Origin of the sequence: Alteribacter aurantiacus DSM 18675 (assembly GCF_000429705.1) — a bacterium.
GTDB classification, from domain to species: domain Bacteria; phylum Bacillota; class Bacilli; order Bacillales; family Salisediminibacteriaceae; genus Alteribacter; species Alteribacter aurantiacus.
In genome coordinates this window covers 267374-285979 of record NZ_KE386943.1, presented here as the reverse complement: position 1 = coordinate 285979, position 18606 = coordinate 267374, and the positions used below count along the sequence as shown (strand labels likewise).

At 46.1% G+C, this 18606-nt stretch carries 14 protein-coding genes; 13 read left to right on the top strand and 1 reads right to left on the bottom strand.

Going from position 1 to position 18606, the window contains the following annotated elements; genetic code table 11:
• Window positions 1-239 precede the first annotated feature (239 nt).
• The 9 genes from G476_RS0119835 (at window position 240) to G476_RS0119795 (ending at window position 13597) form a co-directional block, all read left to right on the top strand.
• Window positions 240-1418, top strand: coding sequence for an acetyl-CoA C-acetyltransferase (locus tag G476_RS0119835; protein ID WP_026691624.1), 1179 nt, complete (start codon window positions 240-242; stop codon window positions 1416-1418).
• A gap of 212 nt (window positions 1419-1630) precedes the next feature.
• Complete coding sequence (locus G476_RS0119830) at window positions 1631-2482, top strand: 3-hydroxybutyryl-CoA dehydrogenase (protein ID WP_026691623.1); 852 nt, start codon at window positions 1631-1633, stop codon at window positions 2480-2482.
• Between the two features lie 19 nt (window positions 2483-2501).
• Window positions 2502-3644 (top strand): acyl-CoA dehydrogenase, encoded by a 1143-nt coding sequence (locus G476_RS0119825; protein ID WP_026691622.1) that lies wholly within the window; start codon window positions 2502-2504, stop codon window positions 3642-3644.
• Window positions 3645-4065: 421 nt separating this feature from the next.
• On the top strand, window positions 4066-5211 hold the full coding sequence (locus G476_RS0119820) for an acyl-CoA dehydrogenase (RefSeq protein ID WP_026691621.1): 1146 nt from the start codon (window positions 4066-4068) through the stop codon (window positions 5209-5211).
• A 19-nt stretch (window positions 5212-5230) separates the two neighbouring features.
• Window positions 5231-6172 (top strand): methylmalonyl Co-A mutase-associated GTPase MeaB, encoded by a 942-nt coding sequence (meaB, locus tag G476_RS0119815; protein ID WP_026691620.1) that lies wholly within the window; start codon window positions 5231-5233, stop codon window positions 6170-6172.
• A 157-nt stretch (window positions 6173-6329) separates the two neighbouring features.
• Complete coding sequence (locus G476_RS0119810) at window positions 6330-6977, top strand: TetR/AcrR family transcriptional regulator (RefSeq protein ID WP_026691619.1); 648 nt, start codon at window positions 6330-6332, stop codon at window positions 6975-6977.
• A 20-nt stretch (window positions 6978-6997) separates the two neighbouring features.
• Complete coding sequence (gene icmF / locus G476_RS0119805) at window positions 6998-10255, top strand: fused isobutyryl-CoA mutase/GTPase IcmF (RefSeq protein WP_026691618.1); 3258 nt, start codon at window positions 6998-7000, stop codon at window positions 10253-10255.
• A gap of 838 nt (window positions 10256-11093) precedes the next feature.
• Entirely contained in the window at window positions 11094-11600 is a 507-nt protein-coding gene (rpoE, locus tag G476_RS0119800; RefSeq protein WP_026691617.1) for a DNA-directed RNA polymerase subunit delta, read from the top strand.
• A 398-nt stretch (window positions 11601-11998) separates the two neighbouring features.
• The gene (locus G476_RS0119795; protein ID WP_026691616.1) at window positions 11999-13597 is read left to right on the top strand and encodes a CTP synthase; all 1599 of its coding nucleotides are present in this window, start codon (window positions 11999-12001) and stop codon (window positions 13595-13597) included.
• A gap of 192 nt (window positions 13598-13789) precedes the next feature.
• Here G476_RS0119795 and G476_RS0119790 read toward each other — a convergent pair whose 3' ends face one another.
• Window positions 13790-14323, bottom strand: coding sequence for a DUF2529 family protein (locus G476_RS0119790; RefSeq protein ID WP_026691615.1), 534 nt, complete (start codon window positions 14321-14323; stop codon window positions 13790-13792).
• Between the two features lie 320 nt (window positions 14324-14643).
• Here G476_RS0119790 and G476_RS0119785 point away from each other — a divergent pair, with 320 nt between their 5' ends.
• The 4 genes from G476_RS0119785 (at window position 14644) to G476_RS0119770 (ending at window position 18594) form a co-directional block, all read left to right on the top strand.
• Window positions 14644-15006, top strand: a complete 363-nt coding sequence (locus G476_RS0119785; RefSeq protein ID WP_026691614.1) for a response regulator — start codon at window positions 14644-14646, stop codon at window positions 15004-15006.
• A 312-nt stretch (window positions 15007-15318) separates the two neighbouring features.
• On the top strand, window positions 15319-16182 hold the full coding sequence (gene fba, locus G476_RS0119780; protein ID WP_026691613.1) for a class II fructose-1,6-bisphosphate aldolase: 864 nt from the start codon (window positions 15319-15321) through the stop codon (window positions 16180-16182).
• 126 nt (window positions 16183-16308) lie between these two features.
• On the top strand, window positions 16309-16956 hold the full coding sequence (gene fsa / locus G476_RS0119775) for a fructose-6-phosphate aldolase (RefSeq protein ID WP_026691612.1): 648 nt from the start codon (window positions 16309-16311) through the stop codon (window positions 16954-16956).
• A gap of 345 nt (window positions 16957-17301) precedes the next feature.
• Complete coding sequence (locus tag G476_RS0119770; RefSeq protein ID WP_026691611.1) at window positions 17302-18594, top strand: UDP-N-acetylglucosamine 1-carboxyvinyltransferase; 1293 nt, start codon at window positions 17302-17304, stop codon at window positions 18592-18594.
• The last annotated feature ends 12 nt before the right edge of the window (window positions 18595-18606 follow it).

Genomic DNA, 18606 nt, shown 5'->3' with positions numbered 1-18606 from the left:
TTATATAAAACCCATGTGCCTAAGGCTTCTGTAGAATTACGCTACAAAAAGCGAAGGGCACATAGGTTTTATCCCTATTTTAATCTAACAACTCAAAAGGACATTTTAGCCCAGTCTTAGGATTAGTAAGCAAAAAAGCAATCTTCAAAGCCTTTATTGAAAGCGCTTTATTCTTTGTCATGGAAGTGGCCCGAGCGAGCGTTCAATCGAATTGCCTAAAATTAAAGGAGGAATTGTACATGGGGAAAACAGTGATTGTAAGCGGAGCAAGAACACCGGTTGGTAAATTGGGTGGTAGTTTGTCAGGATTTACAGCGTCGGAACTTGGTGGAAAGGCGATCGCTGAGGCTTTAAAGAGAGGAAATGTGAGCACAAATGACGTGCAACACGTAATCATGGGAACGGTTCTTCAAGGCGGACAGGGGCAACTCCCATCTCGTCAAGCCCTTCATCACGCGGGCCTTCCTTGGGAGACAGAAACGGAAACGATTAACAAAGTGTGTGCCTCAGGCATGCGAAGTGTCACTTTGGCAGACGTGTTAATTCGATCGGGAGAACACGACACGGTCGTTGCCGGAGGAATGGAGTCCATGAGTAACGCACCTTACTTTGTGAAAAATGCCCGATTCGGAGTGAAAATGGGACCAACAAAGTTTGAAGACATGATGATCCACGACGGTCTTACGTGTACATTCACCGGCGTGCACATGGGGAACTACGGCAACAAAACAGCAAGTGAATATGAACTCACTCGCGAAGCCCAAGATGAGTGGTCCTACAGAAGTCATCAGCGTGCAACGGAAGCGATCAGTACAGGAAAGTTCGCTGAAGAGATTGTCCCGGTAGAAGTGCGACAAAGAAAAGGAGATCCACTTGTTGTAGAGAATGACGAATCTCCTCGAGCAGACACATCCGTTGAAAAACTTGCGAAACTAAAGCCCGTTTTTGGTGCAGATGGAACGATAACAGCCGGCAATGCTCCTGGTGTAAACGATGGAGCGGCAGCGCTCGTGGTCATGGATGAAGAAAAAGCGAAAGAGCGAGGGTTAGAGCCACTAGCTACGATCGTTGCCCATACACAACTGGCGGTAGAACCTGAAAACTTCCCGAAAACGCCAGGTCTCGTCATTAACAAGTTACTCGAAAAAACAGGCAAATCCCTTGATGAAATCGACCTCTTTGAAGTGAATGAAGCTTTTGCTGCCGTATCACTAGCGAGTGGAAAAATTGCAGACCTCGACCCAGAGAAAGTAAATGTAAACGGGGGAGCCGTTGCTCTCGGTCACCCAATTGGTGCAAGCGGCACGAGAGTCATCTTGACCCTTGCTTATGAATTAAAGCGTCGTGGCGGCGGAATCGGAATCGCCTCCATCTGTAGCGGTGGAGGCCAAGGCGACGCCATTATGATACAAGTGTAAAAGCGAATAGAGAAAAGAAGGCAAGGAGATGAAGTGGAATCGCCCGAGATGAACTGTGGCCGTGGGAGCTAGGCGAGACCTCAAAAGGCGCCAGCCTGAGGAGGCTTGCCAGCACCGCCACGGAATGCGAAAGGCAAGAAGGCTCATCTACCGATCTTTATATAAAGAAAGAAGACCAATAAGCCCCGCAAATAAAAGGAGTCGTTAACATAATGGAAATTAAACGCGTAATGGTCGTAGGAGCAGGACAAATGGGTTCAGGCATTGCTCAGGTGTGTGCCATGAACGGTTACGAAGTCACCCTGCATGATCTTCAAGAAACCTTTGTTCATAAAGGAATCGACGGCATTAAAAAGCAACTTCAGAAGCAAGTCCAAAAAGAGCGAATTTCTGAAGCAGATATGGAACGTTTCCTCAGACAAATCCATCCCTCCACCGACCTTAACAACGCTTCAGACGTAGATATCGTGATCGAAGCTGCGGTGGAGAATATGGAAGTGAAAAAGAACGTGTTTAAACAACTGGACGCCATTGCACCTGAACACGCCATTCTGGCCACAAATACGTCCTCTCTTCCAATTACAGAGATTGCAGCTGAAACGAACCGACCGTCCAAAGTAATCGGAATGCACTTTATGAATCCGGTGCCGGTCATGAAGCTTGTAGAAATCATTCGGGGTCTGGCAACAGACGAAGACGTATACGCAAGCGTTCGCACGATGGCAGAAAACCTCAAGAAGACACCTGTTGAAGTTCAAGACTTCCCTGGGTTTGTGTCCAACCGTATTTTGATGCCGATGATCAATGAAGCGATTTTTACAGTGTATGAAGGAGTTGCGTCTCCAAGCGACATTGATGATGTGATGAAGCTTGGCATGAACCATCCGATGGGGCCTCTTACATTAGCAGACTTTATTGGACTTGATACTTGTCTTTATATTATGGAGACCCTCCACGAAGGGTTTGGAGACGATAAATATCGTCCATGTCCTCTTTTGCGGAAATACGTGAAAGCAGGATGGCTTGGCAAGAAGTCTGGTCGCGGATTTTACGAATACAGCTAGAGAGGCGTGAGAGTGACCAATGGAATTGAGATGGAATGAAGAACAAGACATGATGAGGAAAATGGTTCGGCAATTTGCAGAAGACAAAGTGAGCAAGGCTGTTCCCATCATGGAAGAAACCGATGAATTCCCACTGGACATCGTAAAAGAGATGGGAGCTCTAGGATTAATGGGCATCCCCATCGATGAAAAATACGGCGGGTCGAACATGGATTTCACATCCTATATCCTTGCCATTCATGAACTTTCCAAAGTGAGCGCCACGCTTGGTGTGATCCTTTCTGTTCATACATCTGTTGGAACGAATCCGATTTTGTACTTCGGAAACCAAGAACAAAAAATGAAATACCTCCCGAAGCTTGCCTCAGGAGAATACATCGGGGCCTTTGCTTTGACTGAACCAGGTTCTGGTAGTGACGCAGCCGGATTAAAAACCACGGCAGTCAAGCATGGAGACAGTTACATTTTAAATGGGTCAAAAGTGTTTATTACAAACGCCGGTGCCGCAAGTACCTATATTGTTTTTGCGAAAACGGATTCCAGTGCAGGTGTAAGAGGGATCAGTGCTTTTATCGTAGAAAAAGATACACCAGGATTTACGGTAGGTGCTAAAGAAAAAAAGATGGGTCTTCACGGGTCCAACACATCCTCATTATCTTTTGAAGACGCGGTGGTTCCAGCTGAAAACCTTCTTGGTAAAGAAGGAGAGGGATTTCGGATTGCTATGGCGAACCTTGATGCTGGTCGGATTGGGATCGCTGCCCAAGCCTTGGGGATTGGAGAAGCTGCTCTTGAATACGCAACGGCATATGCGAAAGATCGAAAGCAGTTCGGACGTCCAATCGGCACACAACAAGGCGTGGCTTTCAAGCTTGCAGACATGGCTACCAAAGTGGAGGCGGCCAAATTGCTTACCTATAGGGCAGCCAATCTAAAAGTCCACGGCAGACCGTGTGGAACCGAAGCCGCCATGGCGAAAATGTTCGCTTCAAACACAGCCATGGAAGTGGCGATAGAAGCGATTCAAGTGCTAGGAGGATACGGATACGTAAAGGAGTATCCCGCAGAACGATACTTCCGTGATGCAAAAGTGACGCAAATCTACGAAGGCACAAACGAAATTCAACACATGGTGATCAGTAAAGGGCTTTTAAAGGAGTAGGAGTTGATTAAACGTCAACGTCCTAATGACGATATGAGCCCTAATTTCGTTTTCGGATGATTTATTTCTTTTAGACAAGAAATGTTGAAGCAGAAGGGCTCGAGACTCCTGTGGCCGTGGGGGCAATGCAAGACCCCGCAAGGCGTAGCCACGAGCATTTACTTCATGAATGTGCATCGAGTTGCTTCGACGCAGAAACTACAAAGCGTTACTGGTAGAGGAAGAAGCAGGGTGTTTAGGCTTGCTAGCACCGCCACGGAAAGCGAAGGGCCCGTATGCTTCAATCACCTTTCTAGTAATGAAGATGATATTAAAAAAGCAACAATCTATACGAAAACCGCCTTTTTAATATGAAAACTAGCGTATCTAAACAAAAATAAACGCGCAAAACGCAACAATTACACCGATGGGGGACTGAGAAATGGACTTTTTACTCACAGAAGAACAACAGATGATTCGCAAAATGGTGAGAGATTTTGCTGAAAACGAAGTGGCACCTACAGCCGCTGAACGAGATGAAGAAGAGCGATTCGATCGCAGTATTTTTGACCAAATGGGAGAGCTCGGCTTGACGGGAATTCCTTGGCCGGAAGAGTACGGCGGAATCGGCTCTGACTATATGAGCTACGTGATTGCAGTAGAAGAGCTTTCCAGAGTGTGCGGATCTACGGGGGTAACTCTTTCTGCTCATACGTCACTTGCTGGCTGGCCGATCTACACATTCGGTAACGAGGAGCAAAAGCAAAAGTACCTTCGTCCAATGGCAGAAGGAAAGAAAATGGGAGCCTATGGCCTCACAGAGCCAGGTTCCGGAAGTGACGCTGCAAATATGAAAACCGTAGCGAAGCGTGACGGAGATGACTACATTATCGACGGAGCGAAGATCTTCATCACAAATGCAGGTGAAGCGGAGATTTATGTAGTGTTTGCGTTAACAGATCCTGAGAAAAAGCATAAAGGCTGTTCCGCCTTCATCGTGGAAAAAGGAACTCCGGGCTTTTCGATGGGGAAAAAAGAAAGCAAGCTCGGCATTCGTTCGTCCCCAACACTAGAAATCATTTTTGACCAGTGTCGCGTTCCAAAAGAAAACCTTCTTGGTAATGAGGGAGACGGATTCAAAATTGCCATGATGACTCTTGATGGAGGTCGAAATGGTATCGCAGCACAAGCGGTAGGAATCGCTCAAGGAGCACTCGATGCATCCGTTAACTATGCAAAAGAACGTAAGCAGTTCGGCAAACCAATCGGTGTTCAGCAAGGAATCGCTTTTAAGATCGCCGATATGGCTACAAAAATTGAAGCGTCCCGTCTGTTAACCTATCAGGCGGCGTGGAGAGAAAGTAACGGCATTCCCTATGGGAAAGAGTCCGCTATGTCAAAGCTTTTTGCAGGTGATACGGCAATGGAAGTTACAGTTGAAGCGGTTCAAGTGTTCGGAGGGTATGGTTACATTAAAGAATACCCGGTTGAGCGATACATGCGTGACGCGAAAATTACGCAGATATACGAAGGCACGAATGAGATTCAACGACTCGTTATTTCTAAGATGTTATTAGCAGATAAATAGAATGAAAGGGGGAGAGAGGATGGAAAATATCGCCCAACGAATTAGAAACGGAGAGCTTCGCGCTCTTGCGAGGGGCATCAGCTATATAGAGAATCACCACGAGCAAAAACGCGAACTCCTCTCCACCCTCTTTCCTCATACAGGCAGGGCACACATCGTAGGGATTACCGGTTCCCCTGGGGCTGGTAAGAGTTCCCTCGTGAACGGGTTAGTGAAAGTGTGGAGAAAAGAAGGGAAAACCGTGGGCATTGTTGCAGTTGATCCTACAAGCCCCTTTTCAGGAGGCGCTCTACTCGGGGATCGCGTAAGAATGCGGGACCATGAAGAGGATGACGGTGTTTTTATCCGAAGCATGGGCACAAGAGGGAGTCTTGGTGGACTTTCGGAAGCGTGTAAAGACGCTATTCGGTTAATGGATGCCTCAGGGCTGGATGTTGTGCTCGTAGAAACGGTCGGTGTCGGTCAAAGTGAGTTGGACATTATGAAAATTGCCGATACCATTGCCCTTGTTTTATATCCATCGGGAGGGGACGTGATTCAAGCATTTAAAGCAGGGATCATGGAAATCGCCGATGTGTTTGTGATAAACAAAGCGGACCTTCCAGGTGTCAATCAGCTTAGAGGGGAAGTGGAGGACCTTCTTCACTTAACGTCGGAAGATAAAGACTGGAAGCCACCAATTTTAGAGACCGTGTCAACGGAAGGGAAAGGCATGTGGGAAGTCGTTGCTGAACTAAATGCTCATAAGGCATTGCTCACTCAGTCAACCACAGGAACTGAGCGACGGCTCAGTCAATTGGAAGAGGAAGTAACGAGAAGGATTAAAGAACAATTCGTCGAAGAGATTAGTCCGCTGGTGAAAGAAGAAGTCGCCCATGCCACCGGCGGCGATCCCTACGACATGGCCGGCCGGATTTACAAACGGTTTAAAGAAGAAAAGGGTGCTAACCTGTTTAAATAAGCCGTCAAACTTTTTAAAAGAGGAGCTAACCTGTTTAAAAGGAGCGCTAACCTGTTTAAACCCACAACCAACCTGCTTAAACAAGAAAACGCCACTCACCATACAAAAAGTGCGAAGAAAGTGCCAAACAAAAACAACATCCAAGGAGGGGGAAAACGTGAAGAAAAAGCAAGTGCCGTCCATGGTAAAAGACCAACGTCTCGTCAAAAAACGACGAGATCAAATCGTGAAAGCAGCGGTTCAGCTTTTTAACCAAAAAGGGTACCACAAAACCACTACCCGTGAAGTCGCTCAACAATCCGGCTTTAGCATTGGAACGCTCTATGAATATATCGGGTCAAAAGAAGACATTCTCTATCTCGTTTGTGACTCCGTGTATGACGAGGTAGTAGAAAACTGGGCCCAATTGAGGGATGAAAACCTTCATGGCCTCGATCGGTTAAAACAAGTGATCGAAGCTTACTTCCGCGTCGTTCACGACCTTCAAGACGAAGTGCTCGTCATGTACCAGGAAACCAAGTCGCTCTCAGGTGAAGCACTCAATTACGTGTTGGAAAAAGAGTTGAAAATGAAAGCCATGTTTGAAAAAGAACTCCAAAAAGGCATTGATGAAGGGTACTTGCACCTTTCTAAAGAAGAAATGGAGCTAGCTTGTCATAACATTTTAGTTGCTGGTCACATGTGGACGTTTCGACGCTGGGTGATCCAACGGGAATACACGATTGATCAATATTGTGAACTGCAGCTTCGTCAACTGTTGGAAGGTTTTAAGATTGATACAAACGTTCAAACCAATCTCGGTTGAACGACAGAGGAGAGATCAACATGAAACGTTACGAGCCTAAAAACCCGGTCCGTTTTGTCACGGCTTCCGGACTTTTTGACGGTCACGATGCTTCCATAAACATTATGAGGCGAATGCTTCAAGCGACAGGAGCGGAAGTGATCCACCTTGGTCATAACCGCTCCGTAGAAGAGGTCGTAAATGCCATTGTACAAGAGGACGTCCAAGGCGTGGCCATATCCTCTTATCAAGGAGGCCACGTGGAATACTTTAAGTACCTCTACGACTCTTTAAAAGAAAAAGGCATCCATCACGTCAATATATTCGGCGGTGGAGGCGGGGTTATCATTCCTGCTGAAATCAAAGAGCTTCATGATTACGGAATCAAGCGGATTTATTCTCCCGAAGACGGTCGCAAGATGGGCCTTCAAGGCATGATCAATGAAATGATGGAGCTTTGTGACTATCCCCTTGACGACGTATCGTCAGTGGACGTGGATCAATTGATGAACCGTGAATCAAAGCACATCGCACGGATGATTACCGTAGCCGAGAAGCGGGCATTTAACGGTGAAGAAGTCGCTGCGTCGGCTGAAACCCTCTTTGAAGAGGCAGTGAACCAATCGGACCTTCCGAATGTACCTGTACTAGGAATCACGGGAACCGGAGGCGCGGGAAAAAGTTCATTGACCGATGAGCTCGTCCGCCGCTTTTTAAGGGCATACGATGATAAGACCCTTGCGATTTTAAGTGTAGACCCGACTAAGAAAAAAACCGGCGGCGCACTTCTAGGTGACCGTATTCGGATGAATGCCATTCACCATCCTAGCGTGTACATGCGCTCGTTAGCCACAAGAGACAGTCGTCAAGAATTATCCAAAGCGATTGAAGAGTCCATTCGCGTTGTTAAGCGAGCCGGTTTTGACTTGATCATTGTTGAAACAAGCGGAATTGGTCAAGGGGATGCGGCGATTGCCGATGTAGCCGATGTATCCATGTACGTGATGACGAGTGAGTTCGGTGCACCGTCTCAGCTTGAAAAAATCGACATGATCGACTTTGCGGACTTGATTGCGATCAACAAATTTGACCGAAAAGGCTCAGAAGACGCCCTTCGAGAAGTGCGAAAAACGTTTCAACGGAGCCGTACGCGCTTTGACGAGGAACCGGAGACCATGCCGGTTTTCGGAACAATCGCAAGTCAATTTAACGACCCAGGTACGAATCGCCTTTTTTATGAGCTTGCCGGTATTTTGGATAACAAATGCGGCGGATCGTGGCTCACGGATCTCGGAAAGGATGACAAGCTGACTGAAAAAGATGCCATCATCCCTCCAGAGCAAATTCATTACTTACGCGAAATTGCCCAAACGGTGAGAGGGTATCACAGCGATACGGATGCAGAAGTAAAGAAAGCCCGCCGACTGTTTCAACTGGAAGGAACCCTAGAGGCAATTGAGGAAGAAGGCACAACCGGAATTGACCGAGGAAGCCTCCTCGAGCTCCGGGATCACTACTCTCAATCCCTTAACTTAGAGACAAAAGAGACATTGGATACGTGGGAAAAAACGAAAGAAGCTTACGGAAAAGATGAATTCGTAACCAAAATTCGAGACAAAGAGATTGTAACCGAGCTGAAAACGAGAAGCTTATCGGGACTTGATATTCCGAAAGTCTCCTTACCTAAATACGAAGACTACGGCGAAATCGTTCGCTGGGTACGTAGGGAGAATGTTCCTGGTAAGTTCCCTTATACTGCTGGTGTGTTTCCGTTTAAGCGTAAAGGGGAAGATCCTAAGCGCCAGTTCGCTGGAGAAGGATCTCCTGAACGAACGAATCGACGCTTTCACTATTTATCCAAAGACGATGAAGCGAAGCGCCTCTCCACCGCTTTCGATTCGGTTACCTTATACGGAGAAGATCCGGGTCATCGCCCTGACATTTACGGGAAGGTTGGGGAAAGTGGCGTAAGCATCTGTACCCTTACAGACATGAAAAAGCTTTACGACGGGTTTGATTTGTGCGCGCCGTCCACGTCTGTTTCCATGACGATCAATGGACCGGCACCAATCATACTTGCCATGTTCATGAACACGGCGATCGATCAGCAACTCGCCTTCTTTGAAGAAGAGAATGGACGAAAACCGAATGGTGCGGAGCGAGCGGAGATCAAAGCCAAAACCGTATCCGTTGTCCGAGGTACCGTGCAAGCGGACATTTTAAAAGAAGACCAAGGACAAAACACATGTATTTTCTCAACCGAATTTGCCCTTCGTATGATGGGTGATATTCAGCAATATTTCATTGATAACAAAGTCCGTAACTACTATTCTGTCTCAATTTCTGGCTATCATATTGCAGAAGCTGGAGCAAATCCGATCAGCCAGCTGGCGTTCACGTTGGCAAACGGATTCACGTACGTGGAATATTACTTGAGTCGCGGAATGAACATTAACGACTTTGCACCGAACTTGTCGTTCTTCTTTAGTAACGGTCTTGATCCAGAATATACGGTGATCGGTCGAGTGGCGCGCCGCGTCTGGGCGGTGGCCATGAAGAACAAGTACGGAGCCAATGAGCGCAGCCAAAAACTGAAGTATCATATCCAAACGTCAGGCCGGTCTCTTCACGCTCAAGAAGTGGACTTTAACGACATCCGAACCACTCTTCAAGCGTTACTAGCTATTTATGATAACTGTAACTCTCTTCATACGAATGCGTACGACGAGGCAGTGACGACGCCAACAGAAGAGTCCGTTCGCCGAGCCATGGCCATTCAGCTCATTATTACAAAAGAGCTAGGGCTTGCTAGGAACGAGAACTCACTTCAAGGATCGTTCATCATTGATGAGCTGACGGATCTCGTAGAAGAAGCGGTGTTAATGGAGCTTGAGCGCCTCAATGATCGCGGCGGGGTTCTTGGAGCGATGGAAACACAATATCAACGAGGCAAGATCCAAGAGGAGTCGCTTCTTTATGAAACGAAAAAGCATAACGGCGACCTTCCGATCATCGGAGTGAACACGTACTTGAATCCGAACCCGCCATCTGAAGACGAGTTCGAAATGGAACTTGCCCGTGCTACGAAAGAAGAAAAGGAAGGGCAAATCGCCAACCTCCATCAGTTCCAAGAATCTCACGGAACAAAAGGGGAGCAAGCATTGAAGCAGTTGAAGGAAACAGCCTTAAATGGCGGCAACCTTTTCGAAGAACTTATGGAAACCGTGCGCTATGCAAGCCTCGGTCAAATCACAAACGCCCTCTATGAAGTAGGCGGTCAGTATCGTAGGAATCTATAGGTATGAGTTAGCTGTCTCAAGTGCGAGGCAGCTTCCTTTTAATCTCTAAAGGAGGAAGGCAGGTGGTTTGAGGTGCTACCCGGTAAATTGTTAGCGGGAAGCCGTTAATCTGGAGCGGTGTCCGTCGAATCGCAATGATGAAGCCGTTAATCCGAACCTCCAACCCGTTAATCTCGCCTAGGAACCCGTCAATCACAACCTTTAAGAGGAATCTCAGGGTACCTTAAACGCCACCACCTCCTCAAAAGGTTTGAAGTAGAGAATTTTGGATTAGACTGGTTATGGAGTGAGAACCGGTGAAAAGTTGGCGGAAAGCCGTTAATCGTGAGCGGTACCCTGGGAATAGTGGCGATGATGCCGTTAATATGGAGATGTGACCCGTTAATCTACGGCCATTAGCCGTTAATCCAAGCCAAACACCACAGACATTCACCGTTCTGAAAAAAGATAACATTTCTTTCTTTAAACTCCTTTGATAAACTGGCATTAAACGAATGTTTATGTTTATAATGAAAGATGCAAATCAACAAGGAAATAATGGGAGAACTCTCTCACATTAACCTATAAAGATTAAAGTGAGTATACGTCTTATACAATAAAGCTTTACTAGCTGTAAAATGATGGTCCGGTTGTCATGCGTAGCTGAACGCCAGCAGTGAGACTCCTGCGGCAGTGGGAGCCAGGAGAGACCCCGCAGGGCAAAGGCCCGAGGAGGCTCGCCGGCACCGCCGCGGAAAGCGATCGTATGGCGCTCAGCGGAGCATGTCAAACACTATTACTGTCATAGAGGTATACTCAAAAAGATTAATGATTATAAGGGCGAAAGGAAGTGCCGGTTGTGAGCTTGAAACAATACGATGATACACAGCTGAAAGAATTATCCATGTTGGAGATTGCCTATGAACTTTTAAGTGAGAAAAAAGGGTCTGAAGAGTACCACGTGTTGCTTAAGCAAGTGGCTGAGATGAAGAACATCTCTGATGCCGATCTTAAAGACCGTATTGCGAACCTTTACACTGAAATGTCACTTGATGGACGCTTTGTAAACCTTGGCGACAATAAGTGGGGCCTTCGTTCATGGTACCCATTTGACCAAACGGAAGAAGAGCTTTCTCAAACGAACAAGCCAAAGAAAAAGAAGCTTCGTGCGTCTGCTGACGATGAAGACGATATCTTCGGTGACAGTGACGAGGACTTCGACGAGTTTGAAGACTTGGAAGATGAGCTCGATGAACTGGCTAATGAAGAAGACGAAGATTTCGACGACATTGACGAAGACGATGACTTCGACGGCGAAGAAGAAGAGGAAGACTTTGATTCGGAAGAAGACGAAGAGGATCGTTAATCTTTTCCATACAAAGGTTATTGAAACAGATGGAAGTGATCTGCCAATAGCCTTGGAAACTTGGAACCCGGTAGGATGAAACTTATTCCTGCCGGGTTTTTATTTGAGGACTGCGGTAAGCGATGCATCGGTGAGAGTCGAAAAGGACCAATCACCTTTTCAATCGCCCCTTGACATGTCCCCCCATTCTAGGTAGAATCATTTTTGGGCTACACAAGTACGAAAAAATGAACCAAACCTATATATAAAACAAAAGTGCCCCTCATGCGAACGCTTGAGGTGGGCACTTTTGTTTTTTTGTTTTTATAATACGGAAGCTCCTGACCATTTAGGGTTATCCTAAAGGCGGATGTTCCGTCCCCTGAACGATAAACATACAAGCAAAGGAAGGGAACGTTATGACAAAGTATATCTTCGTAACCGGAGGAGTAGTATCCTCTCTAGGAAAAGGAATTACAGCGGCTTCTCTTGGTCGTCTTCTAAAGAACCGCGGATTGAAAGTAACGATTCAGAAGTTTGACCCTTACATCAACGTGGACCCGGGTACAATGAGTCCATATCAGCACGGTGAGGTATTCGTCACAGACGACGGAGCAGAGACGGATCTTGATCTCGGTCACTACGAGCGTTTTATTGATATCAATCTAAACAAAAATTCAAACGTTACAACGGGGAAAATTTACTCGAGCGTCTTGAAAAAAGAGCGTCGCGGCGACTATCTTGGGGGAACGGTTCAAGTAATCCCACACATTACAAATGAACTTAAAGAGCGTATCTTCCGCGCAAGCAAAGACGGTAATCCTGATGTAGTCATCACAGAGATTGGCGGAACGGTAGGGGACATCGAGAGTTTGCCTTTCCTAGAAGCGATTCGTCAGATCAAGAGTGACGTAGGCGTAGGAAACGTGATGTACATTCACTGTACGCTCATCCCATACTTGGCTGCTGCGGGAGAAATGAAATCCAAGCCAACACAACACAGTGTAAAAGAGCTTCGTAGCCTCGGTATCCAGCCAAACGTGATCGTTGTTCGTACGGAGCGCCCTGTACCAGAAGACATGAAAGACAAGATCGCTCTTTTCTGTGATATCGAAAAAGAAGCAGTAATCGAAGCACGTGATGCAGAAACGCTTTACGAAGTACCACTTGAGCTTCAACGTCAAAACTTTGATGACTACGTGTGTAAACACTTGAATTTGCCTCAAGCAGAAGCAAACATGGCCGAGTGGAACGCGTTAGTTGAAAAAGTAACGAACCTTTCTAAGAAAACAACGATTGCCCTCGTTGGTAAATACGTAGCTCTTCAAGATGCGTACTTGAGTGTGGCGGAAGCATTGAAGCACGCTGGATTCCACTTTGACGCAGATGTGGACATTAAGTGGATCAACTCTGAAAATGTGACTCGTGAAAACGCGGCTGAACTTCTAAGTGAAGTAGACGGTATCTTAGTTCCTGGAGGCTTTGGCGATCGCGGAATCGAAGGGAAAATTGCGGCAATTGAGTACGCGAGAACAACAGGCGTACCGTTCCTCGGAATTTGCCTTGGTATGCAGCTTGCAAGCGTGGAGTTTGCAAGAAACGTACTCGGATTTGAAGGAGCAAACTCTGCTGAGTTAAATCCAGCCACACCATATCCGGTCATCGACCTTCTTCCAGAGCAAAAGGATGTAGAAGATTACGGTGGAACATTGCGCCTTGGTCTTTACCCATGTAAGCTTCAAGAAGGAACAAAAGCATTCGATGCTTATGGTGAGCAAGTTGTTTACGAGCGCCACCGTCACCGTTATGAGTTTAACAACGAATACCGTGAGCAAATGGAAGAGGCCGGCTTCACGTTCTCTGGGACAAGCCCAGATGGCCGCCTAGTGGAAATCGTGGAATTAAAAGATCATCCTTATTTCATCGCTTCCCAGTTCCACCCGGAGTTTATCTCCCGTCCAACCCGCCCACAACCACTGTTCCGTGAATTTATCGGAGCGAGCTTGAAAGGCGAATAATAGATGATATTGAAAAAAGCTGATCCTTTTGGGGGATCAGCTTTTTTGTGATTGAAGGGAGGGGAGGTGTGGGGGCTAATCTGTTTAAATCGCGAGCTAACCTGTTTAAAGACCGCCGCAACCTGCAACCTGTTTAAACGAGCCAAGAACCTGTTTAAAGCACGCCCCAACCTGTTTAAACCCGCCCCACACCTACTCGTGCTCCGAAAGAATCTCCTCTGTCGTAAAGTAAAGGTTATAGTAGGCGTACAATGCCATCAACAGCCTCGGTTGACCGACGCGCTCTCCGCGATCGTTTGGAATCAGGCCTTTTTTAACGCCTAAATCAATGGATACATCAGTAAGGTCCTCCAAAGAAGGGCCATCCTCGTCTCGTTTTTCACCTGTGAAGACCGCTACGGTTTGAATGCCTCGGCCCTTCAAGCTATCTGCAGCCATACAACAAGTGGCTTCGTTAGGCGAAGGACTAAAAATAAGAGCAGTGTCCATCTCATCCAATACATCGAGGTTTCCCTCTTCTAGTTCAACAACCGACTCGAAGCGATCGACACCTTTGATCGCTTGGGCAAGTACGCCTTCCATTTCTCCTTTAGCAAGGATTCCGATTTTTCCCCTGCTGGTAATCGTTTGGGCAAGTATTCGTGAAGCATCTTCAAACGCTTCCTCGTATGTATCATTCATCTTGTTAAGTAAGCCTTGCAGCTGGGTCGAAAAGATTTTATCCATGTCAGATCTTGTCCTTTCATTTTTTCAGTATATGGATATTTGTGTTTACAAAGGCTGGTTTCGTGGTAGATGTTACACGAGTCTGTCCCTTTTTAAAAAACACCTACTTACTCCCGAGAATACATCACAAATGTGATCATATCGGTGTTACTCCACTACTCTCTCCTTATTCGTACATGAACAGTATAAGCAACACTGGTGAAAAAAAACAATGCAAATGATGTATGAAAAGAAGGAAATTTGCTATTCTTGGCGAAATCCATTAGTTGTATGAAAAAGTAATAGGTGGTAGAAGAAAAGGATCGGAAGGGGGAAGTCGGGTGAGGAAGAAGTTGCTTATCGTAGACGATCAATACGGTATACGTGTCTTACTTCATGAAGTATTTGAAAAAGATGGACTTGATACATTCGAAGCTTCCAATGGGAAGCAAGCACTTTCCATTGTACAAAAAGAAAAGCCTGATCTTGTGCTATTGGATATGAAGATCCCCGGGATGGATGGGTTGGAAATTTTAAGGGAAATGAAAAAGCTCGGGGTTGAGACCAACGTCATCATGATGACGGCTTACGGTGAGCTCGAAATGATTAATGAAGCGAAAAAACTCGGTGCATTGGCACACTTCGCAAAGCCATTTGATATTGATGAGGTTCGCCAAAAAGTGAAAGAATATCTTATGGTCTAATGGTAAACAATCAAATTTGGAATAGAGGATGAAATTCCAACGGGTTATGCTATAATAGACAAGTGAATCAACCTGTTGGAATGAATTTTCTCGAAGAAGAATGCTGTGATTTGCCAAAAAAAGGTCATGGCTTTTTAGTACGAGCTCAAAAGGAAGTAAGTATATCGCACGTCTGCAAACGTCCGAGTACAAATGGTAAGGATAAAACGACCTTTAGTGGCAAATAGTATCATTATCGTTTGTATTCTTGAATTACTTACACATTCCAAGGGCTGATCCAATATGCTCGTGATTTCAAAGGAGGACAATTAAATGCCTTTAGTATCAATGAAGGAAATGCTGGAAACAGCAAAAGCAGAAGGGTACGCAGTTGGTCAGTTCAACCTGAACAACCTTGAGTTCACCCAAGCCATTTTACAAGCAGCAAAGGAAGAGAACTCTCCTGTAATCCTTGGAGTTTCTGAAGGAGCTGCACGCTACATGGGAGGATTTGTTACTGTTGTAACAATGGTTGAAGCATTGATGGATGCTTACGAAGTAGACGTTCCTGTAGCGATTCACCTTGACCACGGTTCAAGCTTCGAAAAGTGTGTGGAAGCGATGTACGCTGGATTCACATCTGTTATGATCGATGGATCTCACCACCCACTAGAAGAGAACATTGCAGTAACGAAAAAAGTGGTTGACGTAGCTCACACACTAGGAATTTCTGTCGAAGCAGAGCTTGGTCGTATCGGTGGTCAAGAAGATGACTTGATCGTTGACGATGCAGAAGCAGCTTACGCAATTCCTGCTGAGTGTGACGAGCTTGTACGTGAAACAAAAGTGGATTGCTTTGCTCCGGCATTAGGATCCGTTCACGGACCTTACAAAGGTGAACCAAATCTTGGCTTCGACCGTATGGAAGAAGTAGCTCATTTGACTGGTGTACCACTAGTACTTCACGGTGGAACAGGCATCCCGACAAAAGACATCCAACGAGCAATCTCTCTTGGAACAGCTAAAATTAACGTAAACACGGAAAGCCAAATTTCTTCCGCTAAAGCCGTTCGTGAAACACTTGCTAACGACACTGAAGTGTATGACCCACGTAAATACATGGGACCAGCTCGTGAAGCGATCAAAGAAACAGTAAAAGGCAAAATGCGCGAATTCGGTTCTTCCCAAAAAGCGTAAGTTATTGATACAGAATAGTTGGCTGCGGGCTTGTCCCGCTTCCAACTTTCTTTTTCCACATGTTCGTCTTAATCTTTTGAAAATCGTAAGCGCTACCAAACTACGAAAAGGAAAGGTGACGTACCTATGAAATTCTTTATTGATACGGCAAACTTGGATGAAATCAAAAAAGCACACGAACTGGGCATTCTATCAGGAGTAACAACGAACCCTTCCCTTGTAGCCAAAGAAGGCGTAGATTTTCACGAGCGTTTAAAAGAGATTACAAGAGTCGTAACAGAAGGTTCTGTCAGTGCCGAGGTTATCGCGACCGACGCGCCAGGCATGATTGAAGAAGGTAAAGAATTAGCCGCTATAGCCCCTAACATCACGGTTAAAGTGCCGATGACATTGGAAGGCTTAAAGGCGGTTAGGACGTTTGCAGACTTGAATATCAAAACAAATGTAACACTCATCTTCTCAACAAACCAAGCGCTTCTTGCTGCAAGAGCCGGTGCTACGTATGTCTCGCCTTTTTTAGGTAGATTAGACGACATCGGTCAAGATGGTCTTGAGTTGATTACGAGTGTGCGAGATGTGTTTGACATTCACAACATAGATACAGAGATTATTGCGGCATCGGTCCGCCACCCTGTTCACGTGACAGAAGCGGCCACTCGCGGGGCCCACATTGCTACGATTCCGTACAAAGTGATCGAACAGCTCGCTTCACATCCATTAACGGACGCAGGAATTGAAAAGTTCTTAAGCGATTGGGAAAAAGCGAACCGATAAGCGAGCCGTCAATACAGAAGGCACCTTTTCCATTAGGTGCCTTTTACGTTTTTTTTACAAAAGGCCATTGGCTCTACGTTAAAAATAGAGTTTGGCTCATTACCTTAAAAGAGCGTTTATGCTTTTATAAGAATAAAAGCGAAGGGCACGTAGGCTTTCTTGAAAAATCCAAGATAGCAATACCCACCCGCGTATCTCAGTCCTTTTGGAAAAGCAGACAAAAGGAATAGGATTAAGAAGGAATACACATTGTCTTAATGAAAAAGGATACTTTTTTTCCTATGAATGGTTATAATGGGTTAAAAGTAAGGTTAGAGACACCTACGAATAGAAGGGAAGCTGAATATGGAAAAGCTTTTAATTGAAGGCGGACATTTACTCGAAGGCACAGTGACGATCAGTGGAGCGAAAAACAGTGCAGTCGCCCTCATACCAGCGGGGATTTTAGCCGATTCGACTGTGACAATCGACAACTTGCCGGACATTTCTGACGTTGGAATTTTATCGGAACTTTTAGAAGAAATAGGCGGGGAAACGGAGCTTGATGGAGACACATTGACGATCCACCCGGAGAACATGTTTGCCATGCCTTTGCCTAATGGCCATGTGAAAAAACTCCGCGCCTCTTATTACATGATGGGAGCCATGCTCGGCAAATTCAAAAAAGCCGTGATTGGTCTACCTGGAGGCTGTAACCTCGGCCCGCGCCCGATTGATCAACACATCAAAGGGTTTGAAGCACTGGGGGCTAAAGTAACAAACGAACAGGGAGCCATTTATCTTCAGGCGGACGAGCTTGTAGGGGCCCGTATTTACCTGGATGTCGTAAGCGTAGGGGCAACCATTAATATTATGCTCGCTGCTGTAAAAGCAAAAGGGCGAACAGTGATTGAAAACGCGGCAAAAGAACCTGAAATCATTGATGTGGCAACGCTCTTAAGTAACATGGGAGCTAAGATCAAAGGGGCTGGTACCAACGTCATTCGTATTGACGGCGTGGATGAACTCTCTGGGTGTCGCCACTCAATTATCCCGGATCGAATTGAAGCAGGAACGTTTATGCTCGCAGCGGCTGCAATGGGGCGTTCCGTGATTATTGACAACATCATCCCAAATCACTTGGAGTCTTTGACTGCGAAACTTCGTGAAATGGGCGTGAGGATCGAAGCGAATGACGATCAAATCTTTATTCACGGTGCAAACAGTGAACTGACGGCTGTAGACGTAAAGACCCTAGTTTATCCAGGGTTCCCAACCGACCTTCAGCAGCCGTTTACAAGCCTTTTAACAAAAGCTCACGGCTCTAGCATGGTAACGGATACGATTTACAACGCTCGATTTAAACATATCGATGAACTAAGAAGAATGGGTGCGGACATTAAAGTGGAAGGCCGCTCAGCACTCGTAAATGGGGGCAAACGTCTGGAAGGAGCCCGCGTCCGCGCGAGCGACCTTCGTGCGGGAGCCGCTCTTGTCATTGCCGGACTCATGGCCAATGGGGTAACAGAGATTACTGGTGTGGAACATATTGACCGGGGCTACTCCAACTTGGAAGAAAAACTGAAGAATCTCGGTGCCACTGTGTGGCGTGAAACGCTTGATACGAAGGAAGAGGAAGAAGTAAAAAGCTCGTCATAATACCATCAACAG

Excerpts from the sequence above, each read along its gene's own strand:
- meaB (WP_026691620.1), top strand. The coding sequence starts at position 5,231 with ATGGAAAATATCGCCCAACGAATTAGAAACGGAGAGCTTCGCGCTCTT.
- G476_RS0119830 (WP_026691623.1), top strand. The coding sequence starts at position 1,631 with ATGGAAATTAAACGCGTAATGGTCGTAGGAGCAGGACAAATGGGTTCA.
- G476_RS0119820 (WP_026691621.1), top strand. The coding sequence starts at position 4,066 with ATGGACTTTTTACTCACAGAAGAACAACAGATGATTCGCAAAATGGTG.
- G476_RS0119795 (WP_026691616.1), top strand. The coding sequence starts at position 11,999 with ATGACAAAGTATATCTTCGTAACCGGAGGAGTAGTATCCTCTCTAGGA.
- icmF (WP_026691618.1), top strand. The coding sequence starts at position 6,998 with ATGAAACGTTACGAGCCTAAAAACCCGGTCCGTTTTGTCACGGCTTCC.
- G476_RS0119835 (WP_026691624.1), top strand. The coding sequence starts at position 240 with ATGGGGAAAACAGTGATTGTAAGCGGAGCAAGAACACCGGTTGGTAAA.
- fba (WP_026691613.1), top strand. The coding sequence starts at position 15,319 with ATGCCTTTAGTATCAATGAAGGAAATGCTGGAAACAGCAAAAGCAGAA.
- G476_RS0119825 (WP_026691622.1), top strand. The coding sequence starts at position 2,502 with ATGGAATTGAGATGGAATGAAGAACAAGACATGATGAGGAAAATGGTT.
- G476_RS0119790 (WP_026691615.1), bottom strand. The coding sequence starts at position 14,323 with ATGGATAAAATCTTTTCGACCCAGCTGCAAGGCTTACTTAACAAGATG.
- fsa (WP_026691612.1), top strand. The coding sequence starts at position 16,309 with ATGAAATTCTTTATTGATACGGCAAACTTGGATGAAATCAAAAAAGCA.
- G476_RS0119770 (WP_026691611.1), top strand. The coding sequence starts at position 17,302 with ATGGAAAAGCTTTTAATTGAAGGCGGACATTTACTCGAAGGCACAGTG.